At 69.7% G+C, this 18708-nt stretch carries 17 protein-coding genes; 8 read left to right on the forward strand and 9 right to left on the reverse strand.

The features are described 5' to 3' along the window. Positions 1-55 precede the first annotated feature (55 nt). The 5 genes from F1D61_RS32040 to F1D61_RS32060 all read left to right on the forward strand — a co-directional run bounded on the left by F1D61_RS32040 (position 56) and on the right by F1D61_RS32060 (position 6580). Positions 56-778: an SGNH/GDSL hydrolase family protein gene (locus tag F1D61_RS32040; RefSeq protein ID WP_203155925.1), complete on the forward strand. Its 723-nt coding sequence runs from the start codon at positions 56-58 to the stop codon at positions 776-778. A 385-nt stretch (positions 779-1163) separates the two neighbouring features. Next, positions 1164-2732 carry a PAS domain-containing sensor histidine kinase gene (locus F1D61_RS32045; protein WP_203155926.1) on the forward strand — a complete coding sequence of 523 codons (1569 nt, stop codon included), beginning with the start codon at positions 1164-1166 and terminating at the stop codon, positions 2730-2732. A gap of 42 nt (positions 2733-2774) precedes the next feature. Beyond that, on the forward strand, positions 2775-3515 hold the full coding sequence (gene recO / locus F1D61_RS32050) for a DNA repair protein RecO (RefSeq protein ID WP_203155927.1): 741 nt from the start codon (positions 2775-2777) through the stop codon (positions 3513-3515). 108 nt (positions 3516-3623) lie between these two features. Then, positions 3624-5870 (forward strand): DNA topoisomerase IV subunit A, encoded by a 2247-nt coding sequence (gene parC, locus F1D61_RS32055; RefSeq protein WP_203155928.1) that lies wholly within the window; start codon positions 3624-3626, stop codon positions 5868-5870. A 299-nt stretch (positions 5871-6169) separates the two neighbouring features. After that, entirely contained in the window at positions 6170-6580 is a 411-nt protein-coding gene (locus tag F1D61_RS32060) for a hypothetical protein (RefSeq protein ID WP_203155929.1), read from the forward strand. A gap of 10 nt (positions 6581-6590) precedes the next feature. Here the strand turns inward: F1D61_RS32060 and rpe are convergent, their stop codons facing one another. Both rpe and infA read right to left on the reverse strand, forming a co-directional pair. After that, complete coding sequence (gene rpe, locus F1D61_RS32065; protein WP_203155930.1) at positions 6591-7274, reverse strand: ribulose-phosphate 3-epimerase; 684 nt, start codon at positions 7272-7274, stop codon at positions 6591-6593. 90 nt (positions 7275-7364) lie between these two features. Next, positions 7365-7643, reverse strand: a complete 279-nt coding sequence (gene infA, locus F1D61_RS32070; RefSeq protein ID WP_048429304.1) for a translation initiation factor IF-1 — start codon at positions 7641-7643, stop codon at positions 7365-7367. A gap of 431 nt (positions 7644-8074) precedes the next feature. Here infA and F1D61_RS32075 point away from each other — a divergent pair, with 431 nt between their 5' ends. Both F1D61_RS32075 and F1D61_RS32080 read left to right on the forward strand, forming a co-directional pair. After that, positions 8075-8221, forward strand: coding sequence for a hypothetical protein (locus F1D61_RS32075; protein WP_203155931.1), 147 nt, complete (start codon positions 8075-8077; stop codon positions 8219-8221). Between the two features lie 190 nt (positions 8222-8411). After that, on the forward strand, positions 8412-8549 hold the full coding sequence (locus F1D61_RS32080) for a hypothetical protein (protein ID WP_203155932.1): 138 nt from the start codon (positions 8412-8414) through the stop codon (positions 8547-8549). A 48-nt stretch (positions 8550-8597) separates the two neighbouring features. Here F1D61_RS32080 and F1D61_RS32085 read toward each other — a convergent pair whose 3' ends face one another. From F1D61_RS32085 to F1D61_RS32110, 6 genes are all read right to left on the reverse strand, one after another. Beyond that, positions 8598-9899 (reverse strand): MFS transporter, encoded by a 1302-nt coding sequence (locus F1D61_RS32085; RefSeq protein WP_203155933.1) that lies wholly within the window; start codon positions 9897-9899, stop codon positions 8598-8600. Positions 9900-9983: 84 nt separating this feature from the next. Beyond that, the gene (locus F1D61_RS32090) at positions 9984-11537 is read right to left on the reverse strand and encodes a UxaA family hydrolase (protein WP_203155934.1); all 1554 of its coding nucleotides are present in this window, start codon (positions 11535-11537) and stop codon (positions 9984-9986) included. A gap of 243 nt (positions 11538-11780) precedes the next feature. Then, positions 11781-12524, reverse strand: coding sequence for an ABC transporter ATP-binding protein (locus tag F1D61_RS32095; protein ID WP_203155935.1), 744 nt, complete (start codon positions 12522-12524; stop codon positions 11781-11783). A gap of 13 nt (positions 12525-12537) precedes the next feature. After that, on the reverse strand, positions 12538-14367 hold the full coding sequence (locus tag F1D61_RS32100) for a branched-chain amino acid ABC transporter ATP-binding protein/permease (RefSeq protein ID WP_203155936.1): 1830 nt from the start codon (positions 14365-14367) through the stop codon (positions 12538-12540). Beyond that, the gene (locus F1D61_RS32105; protein ID WP_203155937.1) at positions 14364-15239 is read right to left on the reverse strand and encodes a branched-chain amino acid ABC transporter permease; all 876 of its coding nucleotides are present in this window, start codon (positions 15237-15239) and stop codon (positions 14364-14366) included. The genes F1D61_RS32100 and F1D61_RS32105 overlap by 4 nt, the downstream gene beginning before the upstream one ends. A gap of 138 nt (positions 15240-15377) precedes the next feature. After that, on the reverse strand, positions 15378-16538 hold the full coding sequence (locus F1D61_RS32110; RefSeq protein WP_203155938.1) for an ABC transporter substrate-binding protein: 1161 nt from the start codon (positions 16536-16538) through the stop codon (positions 15378-15380). Between the two features lie 207 nt (positions 16539-16745). On the opposite strand from F1D61_RS32110, the gene F1D61_RS32115 reads away from it, so the two are divergent. After that, a complete protein-coding gene (locus F1D61_RS32115) occupies positions 16746-17816 on the forward strand; it encodes a malate/lactate/ureidoglycolate dehydrogenase (protein WP_203155939.1) in 1071 nt (356 codons plus the stop codon). A 123-nt stretch (positions 17817-17939) separates the two neighbouring features. Here the strand turns inward: F1D61_RS32115 and F1D61_RS32120 are convergent, their stop codons facing one another. Beyond that, positions 17940-18707 (reverse strand): SDR family oxidoreductase, encoded by a 768-nt coding sequence (locus tag F1D61_RS32120; RefSeq protein ID WP_203155940.1) that lies wholly within the window; start codon positions 18705-18707, stop codon positions 17940-17942. Between the last annotated feature and the right edge of the window lies 1 nt (position 18708).

Consider the following 18708-nt stretch of genomic DNA (forward strand, 5'->3'; position numbering starts at 1 on the left):
GGCGGGCCGCGGAGCTTCTACAGTCCAGGGGCGTCGGGACCGGACGCGAGGTTGCGTGCAGACGAGAACGACAATCGAACTGGGCCTGGCCGCGGCCCTCCTTGCGGCCGGGCTCGCGGCCTTCCTGGCGATCCGGCACAAGCCGGGAGGCGGGCAGGGCGTGGCGGCCTTCCGCGAGGCCCGCGCCTTCGCGGTCTCCGGCGAACTCAAGCAGGTCGACGGTCCCTACGGCCTCCTGATCGGCGATTCGCAGATGGAGCGGCTCCATCTGCCGGCCCTGTGCGGTCATCCGGCGATCAACGCCGCCATCGCGGGAACGCGGATCTCCGGCCTGCGCGCGGTGGCGGGCTGGCTCGACCTGCCGCGGCCACCGGAGGAGATCGTGGTGACCATCGGCACCAACGACCTCACCCGGCGCCAGCGCTCCGGCGATCCCGATGCGGCCACGGCGCAGTTCCGGGCGGAGGCCCGCGCCCTGTTCGCCGAGCTGGTGCCCCGGGCCCGGCGCGTCGTCGTCACCGCGGTGCCGCCCTTCGATGCCGGCCGGCCCGGCGTGGCGAAGTTCTACGACGTCGAGGCCGCGCCGGCCTATTCGGCGATCCTGTCGGAGGAATGCGCCCGGGCCGGCTGCCGCTTCGTCGATGCCTATGCGGATCTGCGCGACCCGGCCGCCTCGAGCCGCTCGCCCGACGGGGTCCATCTCGGCCTCGACCCTGCGACGCGGGACCGCATCGCCGCCCGCATCGAGGCGGCGGCCTGTCCGGAGCGCCCGCGCTGACCGGGTGCATCGGGAGACCGGTCGACCGACGATTGTACGATTTACTTGATCTAAAGGTGCTCTTCCCCGCGGGGGTACTACCTGGGACTGTGGATCCCCGCCTCCGCTCGCGGCGCCACCCTATTCGATTTCCGGCGAGGCTAAGTGCCGGGATGATTTCCATGACGCCCTGACAGATCATGATCCGATGGCGATTTTGCCCGGGAAAGCTTTCGAAGTGGGCGCCCGGCTCTTGGACAAAACGCGTCCTTAGGTTAGCAGAGGCAGGACTCGGGGTTTTACCCGATTCGGCTGGGTACGGGTGGTCGGGGCGCGACGGGGGTCGCGCCGGTCGGCCTCGCGGATGCCGGCCACCTCATGCTCGGCGCGATCGCCAGGAGAGCTGATGACGGCGCGGACCGCGCATCCGATCGCGGGCATCCCGGTGGACAGACCGGACGATGCCCTCGGCCGTGCGCTGCCGGAGAGCGAGCCGGGGATGAGCGGGCTGCCGTCGCGCCTGATCCTCGATGCGTTGCCGCAGAAAATCTGGATGCTCGACCGCGACGGGGTGGTCCGCTTCGCCAACCGGGCCGCGCGGGAGATCGGTACCAGCCTCGGCGAGCCCGACGCCTGGGACAGCGTGATCCACCCGAAGGACCGCACCCGGGCGGCGGCGGCGCGCAGCTCCGCGATCCGGTCGGGCCAGCCCTACGACCTGACGATCCGCCTGCGCGACACCAGCGGGCGCTGGCACTGGCACCAGACCGACGTGGTGCCGATCCGCGAGGGCGCAAGCATCACCGGCTGGATGATGACAGCCGCCGACGTCGACGACGTCGTGGCCGACAACCAGGCGCTCGAGGCCACCACCAACCTGCTGCTCCTGACCCACAAGGCCGCCGGCGTCGGCCTGTGGGACTGGAACATGCGCACCGGCGCGCTCTCGCTCTCGGCGGAGGGCGCGCGCCTGCACGGCCTCTCGGCCCAGGCCTGCATCATCACCTCCTCGGCCTGGACCGGCCTCGTCCATGCCGACGACCGCGCCATGCTGTGGGATGCGGTGACCAAGGCCGTCACCACCCGCACCCCGTTCTCGGTCGACGTGCGGGTCACCGCTGAGCACGGCGTCGTCCGGTGGATCCAGAGCCTCGGGCGCGTCCTCGACGACGCGCACGGCCTGAGCGGGCGCATCGTCGGCCTGACCCTCGACATCACCGCCCGCAAGCGCGCCGAGCAGGCCCTGTCCCACGCCAAGGACGGGGCCGAGCAGGCCAGCCGCGCCAAGTCGGACTTCCTGGCGATGATGAGCCACGAGATCCGCAATCCCCTCAACGCGGTCCTGGGCTATACCGAGCACATGCTGAGCCGCTCGCGCGAGCCCGAGACCCTGCGCCACCTCGCCGCCGTCCAGGAAGCCGGCGAGATCCTGATGCGGGTCGTCGACGACGTGCTCGACGTGGCGCAGATCGAGGCGGGCCAGGTCGCCCTCGATCCCGAGCCCTTCCTGCTCGCCGACCTTCTGGCCGGCACCGCCGAGGTCGCCCGGGGGGCGGCCTCCCGCAAGGGAGTGGCGGTGGAGGTCCTGCGCGATCCCGCCACCCCCGCCCTGGTGCTGGGCGACGTCGGGCGCCTGCGCCAGGTCCTGCTCAACCTCCTCACCAACGCGGTCAAGTTCACGCCGGCCGGGCGGGTCGCCCTGGCGGTGAGCCCGGACGTCGCCCGCGGCGGCGAGGGCCGGCTGCTGTTCACGGTGAGCGATACCGGCATCGGCATGTCGGCGGCGCAGCAGGAGCGGCTGTTCGTGCCCTTCGGCCAGGGCGACGAATCGATCCGGCGGCGCTTCGGCGGCAGCGGGCTCGGCCTCGTGATCTGCCGCCACCTCGTCGAGCTGATGGGCGGCCAGATCGGCGTCGCGAGCGAGCCGGGGCGCGGCACCCGGATCTGGTTTTCCGTGACGCTGCCGGCGGCGTGATCGGCGGTTCAGTTCCGGCGCCTCACGCATTATCTGACTCCCATGCAATGGACGGATGACGGGCTGGTTCTCGGGGCGCGACGGCACGGCGAGACCGGCGTCGTCCTCGAACTGATGACGGCCGAGCACGGCCGCCATCTCGGCCTCGTCCATGGCGGGCGCTCGCGGCGGATGCAGCCGGTGCTCCAGCCCGGCAACCTGGTGCGGGCGGTGTGGCGGGCTCGGCTCGACGAGGGACTGGGCGCCTACGCGGTCGAGCCGATCGAGAGCGCCAGCGCCCGGCTGATCGGCTCGCGGCTGGCCCTCTACGGCATCGGCTATGCCGCGGGGCTGCTGCGGCTCCTGCCCGAGCGCGATCCGCATCCGGCCCTGTTCGCGGTGGCCAAGGTGCTGATCGAGCACCTGCACGAGCCCGAGATCGCGCCTGCCCTGATGGTGCGGTTCGAGCTGGCGATGCTGGCCGAGCTCGGCTTCGGCCTCGACCTCTCGGCCTGCGCCGCCACCGGCACCAACGAATACCTCGCCTACGTCTCGCCGAAGAGCGGGCGGGCGGTGAGCGCGGCGGCCGGCGAGCCCTGGCGCGACCGGCTGCTGGCGCTGCCCGACTTTCTGGTCGAGCGGGCCGACCGCCGCGGCCTCAACGTGCCGACCTCCCGGGAGATCAAGCAAGGCTTTACCTTAACGGGTTATTTCCTCGACCAGCACATCTGGGGGCCGCGCGACGTGGCCGAGCCGGAGGAGCGGGTGCGGTTCGTGGCGCTCGGCACCGCCGATGCGGGTTGAGCCTCGGCCGAGAGCACGGAAGGGTTGTCTCGCCTTCCTGGCAATCGGCCGATGTTCGTGTTATGTTCTGGTCTTGAGACCGCCGAAATCGTGAGTTGACGTCCGCCCATGGGAAAGCCCTTCGAGCCACCCTCCGACCGCGACGGGATCGAGAACGTCGACCTGAAGGCGGCGCTGGAGGAGCGCTACCTCGCCTACGCGCTCTCGACCATCATGCACCGGGCGCTGCCCGATGCCCGCGACGGCCTCAAGCCGGTGCATCGGCGCATCCTGCACGCGATGCGGCTTTTGCGCCTCGATCCCGGCAGCGCCTACAAGAAATGCGCCCGCGTCGTCGGCGACGTGATCGGTAAGTACCACCCCCACGGCGACGTCGCGGTCTACGATGCGCTCGTGCGCCTCGCCCAGGACTTCGCCCAGCGCTACCCGCTGGTCGACGGCCAGGGCAATTTCGGCAACATCGACGGCGACAACCCGGCGGCCCAGCGGTACACCGAGTGCCGCATGACCGAGGTCGCCCGCCTCCTGCTCGAGGGGATGGACGAGGACGCGGTCGATTTCCGCCCGAACTACGACGGGCAGGAGGAGGAGCCGGTCGTCCTGCCGGCGGCCTTCCCGAACCTGCTCGCCAACGGCTCGCAGGGCATCGCCGTCGGCATGGCGACCTCGATCCCGCCCCACAACGTGGCGGAGCTGTGCGAGGCGGCGCTCTACCTCATCACCCACCCTGCCGCGACCTCCGAGCAGCTGACCACCTTCGTCAAGGGCCCGGACTTCCCGACCGGCGGCATCATCACCGACTCCGCGGCCTCGATCGCCGAGGCCTACCGCACCGGGCGCGGCGGCTTTCGCGTGCGGGCGCGGTGGCAGAAGGAGGATCTCGGCCGCGGTACCTGGGCGGTGGTCGTCACCGAAATTCCCTACGGCGTGCCGAAGGCCCGGCTGATCGAGAAGATGGCCGAGCTTCTCCAGGAGAAGAAGCTCCCGCTGCTCGCCGACGTGCGCGACGAATCGGCCGAGGACGTGCGGGTGGTGCTGGAGCCGCGCTCGCGGACCGTCGATCCCGTGGTGATGATGGAATCGCTGTTCCGGCTCACGGAACTCGAGAGCCGCATCTCGCTCAACATGAACGTGCTCGTCGGCGGCACGGTCCCGCGGGTGATCGGCCTCGCCGAGGCCCTGCGCGAATGGCTCGACCATCGCCGGGTCGTGCTGCAGCGCCGCTCGCGCCACCGCCTCGCCCAGATCGAGCGCCGGCTCGAGATCCTCGGCGGCCTGCTCATCGTCTATCTCGACCTCGACCGGGTGATCCAGATCATCCGCGAGGAGGACGAGCCGAAGGCCGAGCTGATGCGGGTCTTCGAGCTGACCGAATTGCAGGCCAACGCCATCCTCGACACGCGCCTGCGCAGCTTGCGCAAGCTGGAGGAGATGGAGCTGAAGCGCGAGCACGACGCGCTCACCAAGGAGAAGGCCGATCTCGACGGTCTGATGGCCTCCGACGACAGGCAGTGGAAGTCGATCGCGACCCAGATCCGGACGGTGCGCAAGACCTACGGCCCCGAGACCCCGCTCGGCCGCCGCCGCACCACGCTCGAGAACCCGCCCGACACCTCCGGCATCGACTTTTCCGAGGCGATGGTCGAGCGCGAGCCGATCACCGTGATCGTCTCGCAGAAAGGCTGGATCCGGGCGCTGAAGGGCCACGTCGCCGATCTCTCGGCCGTGCAGTTCAAGGGCGACGACACCCTGAAAGTGAGCTTCCCGACCGAGACGACGGCCAAGATCCTGGTGCTGGCCTCGAACGGCAAGGTCTTCACGTTGGAGGCCGCCAAGCTCCCGGGCGGGCGCGGCTTCGGCGACCCGATCCGCCTGATGGTCGACATGGACGAGGGCTCGGAGATCGTCACCGTCTGGGCCCACAAGCCCGGCGTGAAGCTGCTCCTCGCCACCACCGACGGCCGCGGCTTCATCACCCCGGCGGACGGGCTCGTCGCCAATACCCGCAAGGGCAAGCAGGTGATCGGCCTCGACGATCCGGCCACCGCCAGCCTCGTCATGGAGGTGGGGGAGGGCGACCACGTCGCGGTCTGCGGCACCAACCGCCTGCTGACGGTGTTCCCGCTCGCGGAGATTCCCGAGATGGTCCGCGGCAAGGGCGTGCGGCTGCAGAAATACCGCGACGCCACCCTCGATTCGATCGTGGTCTTCCGCCTCGCCGACGGCCTGACCTGGCCCGACAGCGCCGGGCGCACCCGGAGCGAGGCCGGCGACGACCTGGCGAAGTGGGTCGGCCATCGCGGCGGCACCGGGGCGATGGCGCCGCGTGGCTATCCCAAAGCCGGCCGCCCGTGACCGGGGCCCGCTCGCTCGACCTCATCCTGAGCGCCTGTTCGAGCGGGTCGACCGAGTTGAAATCCTCGATGTCATCCCGGGGCCGCGACAGCGGAACCCGGGATCCATAACCGCTGACGATACAGGATGAATCGGAAGGCTGGCCGCCTCTTTCGGCACTGTCAGCGGTTATGGATCCCGGGTTCTCGGCTTCGCCGAGCCCCGGGATGACGTCGAGAGCAAGCGGCGTACGAGTTGAATCGATTGACGCAACCGCTCTAACAGCCATTGAGTTGAAGGCGGAGCCGCCGGAGGAGTCGATGTCTGATGTGGAACGGTCTGCAATCCGGTCCGTATGGACGTTATACCATCCTCTGCTATGGACTATCTTCACCACCATCGTTCCAGCCAGCACGGCACTCGCTGAGATCGCCGACAAGGTCGAGGACGCGCGAGCGCATCACGTCACCGTCTCCGCTGTCCTTCTCCTGTTCACCGCGCTGGCGGCCACGAGCGGCTGGCGTCGGGCATTGCTGCTCTGGCCGCTGACGCTGGTCTGGGGAATGATCGCGTTCGGGGCGGTCTGGGAATGGCGTGAGGAATTGCAGCGGGACGGGGCATCAGCCCTGCTATGGGAGGGCGGAGCCATGGGGGCGGCCATGCTGCTCGGCCCACCCCTCTCCGCCGTCCTAGCCCAGCGTTGGCAACGAAGACGAGTGCGGGCGGACTAGCCCCGCTGCCCTACACCCACTGCCCCATCGCCCCCTCCGCCGCCCGGCGGATCGCCGCGATGTTGGGCGCGTAGGCCTCGCGCCCGCCCTTGAAGGTGGCGGAGCCAGCCACGAGAGCGTTGGCCCCCGCCTTCACCACCGCCGGCGCCGTCTCCGGGGTCACGCCGCCATCGACCTCGATGTCGATGTCGCGCCCGGCGGTCATGGCGCGCACCCGCGACACCGTCTCGCAGACCGAGCCGATGAAGCTCTGTCCGCCGAAGCCGGGATTGACGGTCATGCAGAGCACGAGGTCGACCATGTCGAGCACGGGCTCGACGAGGCTCGCCGGCGAGCCCGGATTGATCGCGACACCAGCCTTCTTGCCGAGCGCCCGGATGGTCTGGAGCGAGCGGTGCAGGTGGGGACCCGCCTCGGCATGGACCGTGATGATGTCGGCCCCGGCCTCGGCGAAGGCCGCGAGGTAGGGGTCGGCCGGCGCGATCATCAGGTGGACGTCGAAGATCGCCGTGGTGTGCGGGCGCAAGGCCTTCACCACCACGGGGCCGAAGGTGAGGTTGGGCACGAAATGCCCGTCCATCACGTCGATATGAACCCAGTCGGCCCCGGCCGCGACCACGTCGCGGACCTCCTCGCCGAGCCGGGAGAAATCGGCCGAGAGGATCGAGGGGGCGATCACCAGGGGACGGGTCATGGCTTGCCTCGCAGCATCGGGGGCGCAGATGCGCAAAAGGCCAGGGTTCTCACCCCAGCCCCGCGCAGACACAGGTCTTGTTCGGACGGATCAGCGCCGGCGGAACTGGCTGCCGCCGCGGAACGGCGGACGCGGGCCGGAGGACCGCTCGTCCTTGTGGCGGAACACCAGACGGCCCTTCTCCAGGTCGTAGGGCGACATCTCGACGGTGACCCGGTCGCCGGCCAGAGTCTTGATGCGGTTCTTCTTCATCTTGCCGGCCGTGTAGGCCACGATCTCGTGGCCCTGGTCGAGCTGCACGCGGTAACGCGCGTCCGGCAGGATCTCGAGCACGAGACCGTCGAACTGCATCAACTCTTCTTTCGCCATTCACACTCTCCACCCGGGTCGCCGTCGCGGTCGGCGCCACCGGGAGCACATTGTCAGGATCTGATCGCGACGCGCCCGGCCGTACGGGTGCTCGGCCGAGATGCCGGGCGCGCTGATGGCCTTGTAACGCTCGCTGTGCATGTAAGGTGAGGCGATGGGACGCGCAAGCCAAGCCCGTGACGAACACACGGCTTCGTCATCGGGACGGGCGCGATCCTTGCACCCACAGGCGCCCCGCCGTTCCTCGGTCCGGCCCGCCCCGGACAGGCTGCACGCGCGAGCGGCACCTGATGCAGGCGGCGCATCTTTGAGCGCCGGCCGGTGATCGGTTTCCGTCCATTCTGCTGCGAGGCGGGGCGCCTTGCTGTACCGTCGGGCAGGGCGGCCCGCACGAGACGGGCTCCCGGAGGATACGATCCGAGGAGACGACCATGCACGACATCGCACGGGCGCGGGGTGCGCCGCTGCCGCGCGCCGAGAGCACCGCCTGGTGGGCCGCGATGCCCCTGGACCTCTGGGGGGTGGTGCTGACGGTGATCGCCGCGGGCGGGCTGAAGCTCGCCGGGATCCTGCCGTAACGCGATCTTACCCTGACGGAATCCTGCCTCACGCCGTCCACGCTGCCGTCGCACTCTCGCCAAAGCCCGGGATCAGGTTTCCTCGCAGGAGTTTTGGCAAGAGTTTTCGGCAAGAGTTTCGCAACCAACGGCCGGCACGATCCCAGTCCGGCCCGGGAGCGGGACGATTCGCGCGCAGGAGGACGGTTCCATGCTGATGGCTTTCGTCGGACGCCTCACCCAGCGCTGGCGGGACCTCGTCGCGGAGATCATGGATCCCTACCGGCCCGAGCTGCACTACATGCGCGGCCCCGGCCCGCGCTGGCGCGAGCGTCATCCGGAGGGATGAGGGCCTGGCCGGACCGCCCGGCCCTCGCCGGACGGTCCAAGTCCCGGCTCAGCCCGAGGCCGGCACCGTCTGGTCGAGGGTCGTCGGCCGGTCGGAGAGGCGGCTCGCCACCACGAGGCCGATCAGCGCCGAGGCCGCGATGATCAGGCCCGGCGCCGCCGCCCAGCCGGTGGCGCCGATCAGGGCGTTGGCGGCGAGCGGCCCGAGGCCGCTGAGCAGCGTGAAGCCGAGATTGAGCGAGAGCGCGACGCCGCTGAACCGCACCCGGGTGGGAAACAGCCCGGCGAGCAGGTAGGCGAAGCTGCCATTGGCGCCGGCCACCGCCATGGTGAGGAGCGGCAGCACCAGGAACAGGTCGGCGTCGCCCCGCGCCAGCACCTGGTAGGCCGGGATCACCCCGATCAGGACGACGAGCGCGGAGGCCTGCATCAGCCGGCGCGGCGGCACCTTGTCGGCGAAGAACGAGGCGAAGAGCAGCGAGGCCGACATGGCGAAGAGCGCGACGTTCATCGCCATCGCCACGGTCTTGGGCGGGTACTTGAGCACCTGGATCAGGTAGGCCGGCATGTGGGCGAACAGGATGCCGTTGAAGCCCGCGGTCAGCGCGACGATGCCGATGCCGAGGAGCACCGGGCGGCGGTGATCGCGCAGCACCTCGCCGATCGGCCGGCGGGAGGCGCGGTTCTGGAGGCGCAGGAATTCCGGTGTTTCCTCCAGGCTACGCCGCAGCACGAAGCTCACGAGCCCGACCACGCCGCCGAACAGGAAGGCGATGCGCCAGCCGTATTCCGCCATCATGGCGGGCGGCAGCCAGGATTGCAGGGCGAGGTTGACCATCGCGGCGAGCAGCACGCCGCCATTGACCAGGCAGAAGACGATGCCGCAGGCGAGCCCCGGCCGGCGCGAGGCGGTCTCGACCACGAAGGTGATGGCGCCCGGGAGTTCTCCGCCGATGCACAGCCCCTGTACGAAGCGAAGGAGCACGAGGAGCAGGGTCGCCCACACGCCCCAGGAGGCGTAGGCCGGCACCAGGCCCATGCCGAGCGTGCAGGCCGACATGGTGAAGACGGTGACCACGAACACGGTCTTGCGGCCGTAGCGGTCGCCGAAATGGCTCAGGACCAGCCCGCCGAGCGGCCGGGCGAGGTAGCCGACCGCGAACACCGCCAGCGACAGGGTGAGCGCCGCCACCGGATCGCTCGCCGGGAAGAAGGCGGCGGCGATGTCCTTGGCGAAGATCCCGTAGACGATGAAGTCGTAGTATTCGAGCCCGCCGCCGAGGCTCGCGAGCAGCGTCATTGTCCATTGGCGGCGGGTGAGATCGTGCCCGCCGCTCACATCGGGTGTCATCGTGGTGTCCTCCGGGGCGTTCTTGTTGGTGTGCCCCGGAGCGCCCCTTAGAACGGTTCGGCCGTCGCCGCCATATCGCGCCGGCTACATCACCGCGCCGATCTGCCAGGGCACGAACTCGGCATCGCCGTAGCCGAACCCTTCCGACTTGGTGCGCTCGCCCGACGCCACGCGCAGGATCGTCTCGAAGATCTGGCGGCCCTTCTCCTCGATCGAGACGCCGTCGAGCACGTCGCCGCAATCGATGTCCATGTCGTCCTGCATCCGCCGGTACATCTCGCTGTTGGTGGCGAGCTTGATCGACGGGGTCGGCTTGCAGCCATAGGCCGAGCCGCGGCCGGTGGTGAAGCACAAGACGTTGGCGCCGCCCGCGACCTGGCCGGTGGCGGCCACCGGGTCGAAGCCGGGGGTGTCCATGTAGACGAAGCCCTTCGCCGTCACCGGCTCGGCGTAGCGGTAGACGCCGGTCAGCGTCGTCGAGCCGCCCTTGGCGGTAGCCCCCAGCGACTTCTCCAGGATGGTGGTCAGGCCGCCGGCCTTGTTGCCGGGGGAGGGGTTGTTGTTCATCTCGCCGCCGTTGCGGGCGGTGTAGGCCTCCCACCAGTGGATCATCTCGACGAGCTTGTGGCCGATCTCCGGCGTGGCGGCCCGCGCCGTCAGCAGGTGCTCGGCACCGTAGATCTCCGGCGTCTCGGACAGGATCGCGGTGCCGCCCTCGGCCACCAGCCGGTCGACCGCCGCCCCGAGCGCCGGGTTCGCCGTGATGCCCGAATAGCCGTCCGAGCCGCCGCATTGCAGGGCCAGCATCAGCTCGGAGGCCGGCACGGTCTCGCGCCTGGCCTTCGAGACGGAGGGCAGCATCTCGCGCAGCGCCGCGACGCCGGCCTCGATGGTGCGGCGCGTGCCGCCGCTGTCCTGGATGGTGAAGCTGCGGAAGGTCTCGCTCTCCTCGATGCCGTAGGCGCGCTTCCAGCGGTCGATCTGCAGGCCCTCGCAGCCCAGGCCCACCATGATGACGCCGCCCATGTTCGGGTTGGCGGCGTAGCCCCACAGCGTGCGCTTGAGGATGTCGGCACCCTCGCCCTGGATGTCGTAGCCGCAGCCGGTGCCGTGGGTGAGCGGGATGATGCCGTCGATGCCCGGGAATTCGTCGAGCAGGCCGGAGCGGCGGGCTTCCTCGGCGATGAAGCGGGCGACGGTCGCCGAGCAGTTCACCGAGGTGAGCACGCCGACATAGTTGCGGGTGCCGACCTTGCCGTCGGCCCGGCGGTAGCCCTCGAAGGTGGCGCGCTGGGCGTCGGGCACCATCGCGACGGGACGCGCTTCCTCGCAGAAGCGGTAGTCGCGGGCAAAATCGCCCTTGGCCTCGCCGAGGCCGACATTGTGCTCGTGGACCCACTCGCCCGGCGCGATGGCCCGGCTGGCGAAGCCGATGATCTGGCCGAACTTGCGGATCGGCGCGCCCTCGGCGATCGGCACCACCGCGAATTTGTGGCCCCGCGGCACGCGGGCCGAGGCGGTCACGCCCTCGACGGCGGCGCCGGGCACGATCGGGTCCACCGCCACCACGACGTTGTCCTCGTGGGCAAGGCGCACGATGCGGGGATTGGTGGGGTGGAGCGGGGTGGGGGCGGACATGGGTGGGACCTTTTGGGGAAACGTCTTTGAATGATACGGCCGCTTGGAGCGGTCTGGAATGGTGTCGGTGTCACCCCACCCGCGACCTCATCCTGAGGTGCGAACGAAGTGAGCCTCGAAGGAGGGCTCCAGGGACCGCAGAGGGATCTGGAACCCTCCTTCGAGGTCAGTCGATCTTCGATCGACTAACACCTCAGGATGAGGTGGTGGGCGGGAATCGAAACCTGCTGGCCGGTAAGATGGTCAATGCGCCAAAGCCTCCGCCTTGGCCCGCCCGCCGAGATACGCCGCCCGGATGTCGTCGTTGGCCCACAGGTCCTGCGGCGCGCCGCTGAGCACCAGCTGCCCGGTCTCCAGCACGTAGCCGCGATCGGCGACAGACAGGCCCATGCGGGCATTCTGCTCGACGAGGAGCACGGTGGTGCCGCGGCGGCGCACCTCGGCGATGATCGCGAACACCGCCTGGACGATCACCGGGGCGAGGCCCAGCGAGGGCTCGTCGAGGAGCAGGATGCGGGGTTTCGCCATCAGCCCGCGGGCGAGCGCCACCATCTGGAGCTGGCCTCCCGAGAGCGTCCAGCCCAGCGCGTCGCCGAAGCGGCGGATGTCGGGGAAGAGCTCGAACATGCCCTCCGCCTCGTCCTTGATCTGGCGGGTCGAGAGCCCCTTCCGGTTCGAGGCACCGAGCATGATGTTCTCGCGCACCGTGAGGCCCGGGAAGACCCGGCGCCCCTCCGGGACATGCGCCACGCCGCGGCGCACGATCTCCTCGGGGTTGAGGCCAAGCAGCGACTGGCCCTCGAACAGGACCTCGCCGCCGGCCGGCTTCACCAGCCCCGAGATGGTCTTGAGCGTCGTCGACTTGCCGGCCCCGTTGGAGCCGAGCAAGGTCACGACCTCGCCGGCCTCGACCGAGAACGAGATGCCGCGCACGGCCTCGATCTCGCCGTAGCGCACGGTCAGGTCGCGGATTTCCAGGAGTGCCATCGATCTCTCCCGTTCAGGCCGTGGCGAGGTCGGTCTTGAGGCCGACAGTCGGCCCGTCGGACGCTTCCTGGCCGAGATAGGCCTCGATCACCGCCGGCTCGCGCAGGACCGTGGCCGTCACCCCGTCGGCGATGCGTTTGCCGAAATTCAGCACCGTGATGTGGCTCGCCACGTCGCTCACCAGCGTCATGTCGTGGTCGATGATCAGGATGGTCAGGCCCTTGGCGGCCATCCGGCGCAGGAGCACGGTCAGCGCGTTCTTCTCGGTCGAGTTGAGGCCCGCCGCCGGCTCGTCGAGGAGGAGCAGCACCGGGTTGCCGGCGAGCGCCCGGGCGATCTCGACGAGGCGCTGGTGGCCGTAGGAGAAGGACGAGATCGGCTCGTCGGCCCGGCCCTCCAGCCCGACGAAGGCGAGAGCCGCCCGCGCCCGCGCCTCCAGTGAGGCCCTGTCATGGGTGACGATGGCGTTGCCCGGCCGCTCGGCGCCGATCACCACGTTCTCGAGCGCGCTCATCGAGCGGAACAGGCGGATGTTCTGGAACGTCCGCCCGAGGCCCGAGGCCGCGCGCTGGTGCGGCGCGAAGCGGGTGATGTCCTGCCCGTTGAGCCGCACCCGGCCGCCGGTCGGGGTGTAGAGGCCCGACAGCACGTTGAGGGTCGTGGTCTTGCCCGACCCGTTCGGGCCGATCAGCGCGTGGATGCCGCCGCGAGCCACCGTGAAGCTGACCTCGTCGACAGCCCTCAGGCCGCCGAAATGCTTGGACAGGCCCTCGACCTCGAGCACCGGCGCGGACGTACCGGCCGCCTGCGTCAGGGTCAGGTCCTGGGCCCGCGGCGGAGCGGGTTTGCGCGGCCGCAGGCGCTTCACCTGGTCGCCGAGGAAGCCCCAGATGCCCTCCGGCATGAACACCACGATCAGGATCACGGCGAGCCCGTAGATCGCGAGATAGAGGCCCGGGATCTCCTTGAGGAACCGCAGCCATTCCGGGATCAGGATCAGCAGCCCGGTGCCGATCACCGCGCCGACCGGCGAGCCGACGCCGCCGAGCAGCGCCATGGTGAGGAACACCACCGATTCGGCGAACGAGAACTGGTCCGGGCTGATATAGGTGAAGCTGCCGGCAAACAGCCCGCCCCCTAAGCCCGCGAGCAGCGCCCCGATGGCGAAGGCCGCCACCTTGGTGCGGTAGATGTCGATGCCGGTGACGCCGGCCGCCAGCTCGTTGTCGCGCACCGCCCGCATGGCGCGGCCGAGCCGGGTCTTCGGCATTCGCCACACCGCGTAGGCCACCGCCGCCAGCATGAAGACGCAGAGCGCGAGGTAGCTCTGGCCATCGGTGAACAGGCCCGGGCGCTTGATGTTCGGCACGCCGTCCGGCCCGTGGGTGACCGGGATCCAGTTGATCATGATCAGCGTCAGGATCTGCTGGAACGAGATCGTCACCATGGCGAGGTAGTGGCCGCCCAAGCGGAGCGTCGAGGCACCCAGGACCGCACCGAGGATCAGCGCCAGGACGAGGCCGATCGGCAGGCAGAGCCAGAAGCTGATCCCGAGATCGACCGTGCCGAGGCCGACCGCGTAGGCGCCGATGCCGAAGAAGGCGGCCTGGGCCAGGTTGATCTGCCCGCACAGGCCCAGCACGACGGTGAGCCCGATGACCGCGATGGCGTAGGTCGCGGCCTGCATGAGGATGTTGAGCACGTAGCCGCTGAACGGCGTCGTGGCGGCGAGGAAGACCGCGACCGCGACCAGGGCGACGTAGGCGAGGGTGCCGACGGGGAAGCGGCGGGCGGCGGGGGCGGACACCGGGTCCGCCGCGACGGGGCGAGGGGAGCCGGTCATGCTTTCTCCGCGATGCGTTCGCCGAAGATGCCCTGCGGGCGGAAGGCCAGGAAGGCGACGAGGACGATGAAGGCGAAGGCGTCCTTGTAGGGCACCGAGATGTAGGCGGCGCCGAAGGTCTCGATGATGCCGAGCGCCAGCCCGCCGATGATCGCGCCGGTCACGTCGCCGAACCCGCCGATGATGGTGGCGGCGAAGGCCTTGAGCGCGATGGTGGCGCCCATCTGGATCGACACGAACAGGACCGGCGCCACCAGGATGCCGGCGATGCCGCCGAGAACCGCGCTGTAGACGAAGGTCAGCATGATCATCCCGGCGACGGGAATGCCGAGGAGCGCCGCCATCTCCTTGTCCTGCGAGGTCGCCTGCAGCTTCTTGCCGATGAGCGTGTGCTCGAAGAACCAGTACTGGAACGCCACCAGCACCGCGGTGACGGCGATGATCAGGAGGTACTGGGTGTCGAGATAGACCGGGCCGACCAGGAAGCCTTGCGTCTCGAAGACCGGCGGTAGCACCTGCGGCTGCGGCCCGTAGAGGGCGAGCGTGGTGTTGGCCAGGAAGATCGAGGCGCCGATGGTCGAGATGATCACCGGCAGGTAGGTGCGGTGGCGCAAGGGGTAGTAGACGCCGAGGTTGAACAGGGCGCCCAGAGCCGCCATCCCGCCGATGGCGAGCAGGAAGGACAGCCAGTACGGCCATTGCAGGTCGACGGCGAAGACCACCATCAGGAAGGCGGCGACCATCGAGAACTCGCCTTGCGCGAAGTTCACCACGTTGGTGGCGCGGAAGATCAGCACGAAGCCGAGCGCGACGAGCGCGTAGACGGCGCCGATGCCGATTCCCGTGAACAGAAGCTGGAGGATGAGGTCCATGCGGGCCCGTCCCGATCGGATGACAAGGCTCGTGCCGCCGCAAGTCTTGCAGAGAATCACGTCTTGCAAAGACTCTTGCAGCGGCCGAGAACGGCATCGGGACGGCGAGGCGCCGTCCCGATCAGGTTTCTTCGATGGTCAGGACTTGTAGAAGTCGATGCGCTTGTCGAAGACGATGTTGCCCTTGTCGTTGCGCACCACGTTGTAGCCGTGCAGGCCGTCGCCGTTCTGGTCGAAGTTGTAGGTGCCTTCCGCCCCCTCGTGGCCGCGGATGGCGAGCAGGGCCTCGCGGATCGCCTTCGGGTCGGTCTTGCCGGCGGCGTTGATGGCCTTCGCCAGCACCGTCACGGCGTCGAAGGTCCAGGAGGACTGGTTGTCCGGCGGAATCTTCATCACCGCCCGGTAGGCCTTGCCGAAATTGCGCGCCGCGTCGCTCGATTCCTCGGCGTAATCGGCCACCCCGTAGGTGTTGTAGAGCGACGGCCCGGCGAGCTTGAGCGCCGTCACGTTGACGATCGAGGCCGAGCCGACCCAGGGCGCCTGCACGCCGAGCTGGCGCAATTGCCGGGCGAAGATGCCGAGATCGTTCTCGAAGGTGAAGTAGGAGCCGATCACGTCGGCGCCGGACTGGCGGATCGCCAGAACCACCGGCGTGAAGTCCTGGCTCTGGTTGGTGTAGCCCTGGTCGAGCGCCACCGTGGCGCCGGCCTTGCCCAGAGCCTCCGTCAGCGCCTTGGCGCCGCTGGTGCCGAAGGCGTCGGTCGAGTGGATGATCGCCCACTTCTTCTTGGCGAGCGTGGTCACGCCGTATTCGGCGATGACCCGGGCCGAGAAGCTGTCGTTCGGGCGGAAGCGGAACAGCCAGGGGTTGCCGAGCTGGGTCAGCACCGGATCGGTGCCGCCGAAGGCCACCGGCTTTCCGGTCTTGAGGATGTCGGGGGCCATGGCGTGGTTCTGGGTCGAGCGGATCGAGCCGAGGAACGCCACGAGATCGGGCTGCGAGGCGAGCTTGGAGAAGGCCAGCACCGCGCCCGGATTGGTGGTCTGGTCGTCCTCGGTGACGAGTTCCATCGGCTTGCCGAGGACGCCGCCGGCCTTGTTGACGGCCTCCAAGGCGATCTTGGCGCCGTTCAGCGCGAACCGGCCGGCATCGGCGCCGGGCCCGGTGACCGGCAGCACCATGCCGATCCGCACCGTACCGCCCTGCGCGCTCGCCGGTCGAATGATCGACGGCGCGACGACGCCGGCAGCCGCGACCGTGGCCGCACTCTTCAGGAAAACGCGGCGCGTCGTCCTCATCGGCACTCTCCTCCCGAGACGTGACCGGTGCTCCGTGGCCCGGCCTTGGGCGGGATGAGACACCGGCAGCGCTGCCATGTCCACCCCAACTCCAACCCTCGGGGATTAAAAATTGCCCGGGCAGATCTGCGCCCGGCACCCTCGACCTGCGGCCGCGGGGCGGCCATTCTCCGCCGCGCCAGAATCAAGAAACCGGGAGGATTTTTCATGCAGATCTCAGCCAGCGGCCTGACCGCCTACGTGCGGGACATCTTCTCGCGCGCCGGCTGCTCGGACGCGGAAGCCGAGCGGATCGGTCGTTACCTCGTCGCCGCCAACCTGACCGGGCATGACAGCCACGGCGTGATCCGGGTGCCGCGCTACGTCTCGTGGCTGAAGGAGGGCGAGGTCGAGGCCGACAAGACCCCCGAGATCGTGACCGACGGCCCGGCCTTCGCGCTGGTCGATGCCCATTACGGCTTCGGCCAGACCGCCGGTCCCTTCGCCACGGAGCTCGGCATCCGCAAGGCGCGCGAGAACGGCGTCGCCATCGTGGCCCTGCGGCATGCCGGCCATCTCGGCCGCATCGGCGAATGGGCCGAGCAGGCGGCCGCCGCGGGCCTCGTCTCGGTGCATTTCGTCAACGTGGCGGGCAGCCTCCTCGTCGCGCCGTTCGGCTCGGTCGACCGGCGCTTCTCGACCGCGCCCTTCGCGGCGGGATTCCCCGTGGCGGGCGCCGAGCCGGTGATCCTCGATTTCGCCACCTCGGCGGTGGCCGAGGGCAAGGTGCTGGTCGCCTCGCAGGGCGGCAAGGCGCTGCCGGACGGCGTGCTGATCGAGCCGGACGGGCGGCTGTCGAGCGACCCCGCGACGCTGTACGGCCCCCTCGACGGCCCGGAGCGCGACAACCTCAAGGGCGCCGGCGCGATCCGGGCCTTCGGCGAGCACAAGGGCTCGGGGCTGGCGCTGATGTGCGAGCTGCTCGCCGGCGCGCTCACCGGATCGGGCACCGCGGGCCCGGGCGCGCGGCGGTTCTGCAACGGGATGCTGTCGCTCTACATGACCCCGGAGGCCTTCGGCTCCGAGGACGCGATGGTGCGCGAGACCCGCGCCTATCTCGATTTCTTCAAGGACGCCCGGCCGGTGCCGGGAGGCGAGGTGCTGCTGCCGGGAGAACCCGAGCGGCGAACCCGCGAAAAGCGCCTCGCGGAGGGCGTGCCGCTGCCCGATCCGGTCTGGGAGACCCTGCTGGCGGCGGGGCGCCCATACGGGTTGGATGGCGAGACGTATCGGGGGTGAGCGGGCAAATCCCCGATTGATTGGCCCGGGTCGCCGATCGCCCTGACATCCTCGAAGCCGTCCCGGGTTCCGCTTTCGCGGCCCCGGGACGACGATGGGGCCGAAGGCCGTTCGGAGAATGTCCTACGTCAGCATCTGCAGGTCGCCGTCCACCGCCAGCGCCTGGCCCGAGATGGTCTTGCCCCGCTCCGACGCCAGGAAGAGAATCTGGTCCGCCAGCTGGCGGGCGGTGACGTAGTCCTTGATCGAGGCCGCCGCGAAGGCCGCCTGCTCCATCTCCGAGAAGCCGATTCCGCGCTGCTGCGCCTTGGCCTCCAGCACCCGGCGCTGCCGGTCGCCGGCGACGATGCCGGGGAGCACCGCGTTGACCCGGATGCCGTCCGGCCCGAGCTCCCGCGACAACGACTTGGTGAAGCCGATCACCGCCCACTTCGCCGCCGCGTAGGGCGTGCGCAGCGGGAAGCCGAAGCGGCCCGCCGCCGAAGACAGGTTGACGATCGACGGGTTGGCGCTCCCGCGCAAAAGCGGCACCGCCAGGCGCACGCAGTTGAACTGGCCGGTGATGCAGATGTCGAGCGTGCGGTCCCAGTCCTCCGGGTTGATCTCCTCGACGCGGCCCGTCGGCCCGGCGATGCCCGCGTTGTTGATCAGGCAATCGAGCCCGCCGAGCGCGCGGTCCGCCTCCGCGAACAGCCGGGCGACGTCGTCGCGCGAAGCCACGTCGGCATGGGTGCCGGTGATCCCGGCGGGGAGGGCGGCCAGCGCCTCGCGGTCGACGTCGCAGACATGGACGCGCGCGCCTTCTTCCGTGAAGGCCCGGGCCACTTCGAGGCCGATGCCGCCCGCGCCCGCGGTGACCAGAACCTTCAGGCCGCTCAATCCCATATCCATG

Origin of the sequence: Methylobacterium aquaticum (assembly GCF_016804325.1) — a bacterium.
Taxonomy (GTDB): domain Bacteria; phylum Pseudomonadota; class Alphaproteobacteria; order Rhizobiales; family Beijerinckiaceae; genus Methylobacterium; species Methylobacterium aquaticum_C.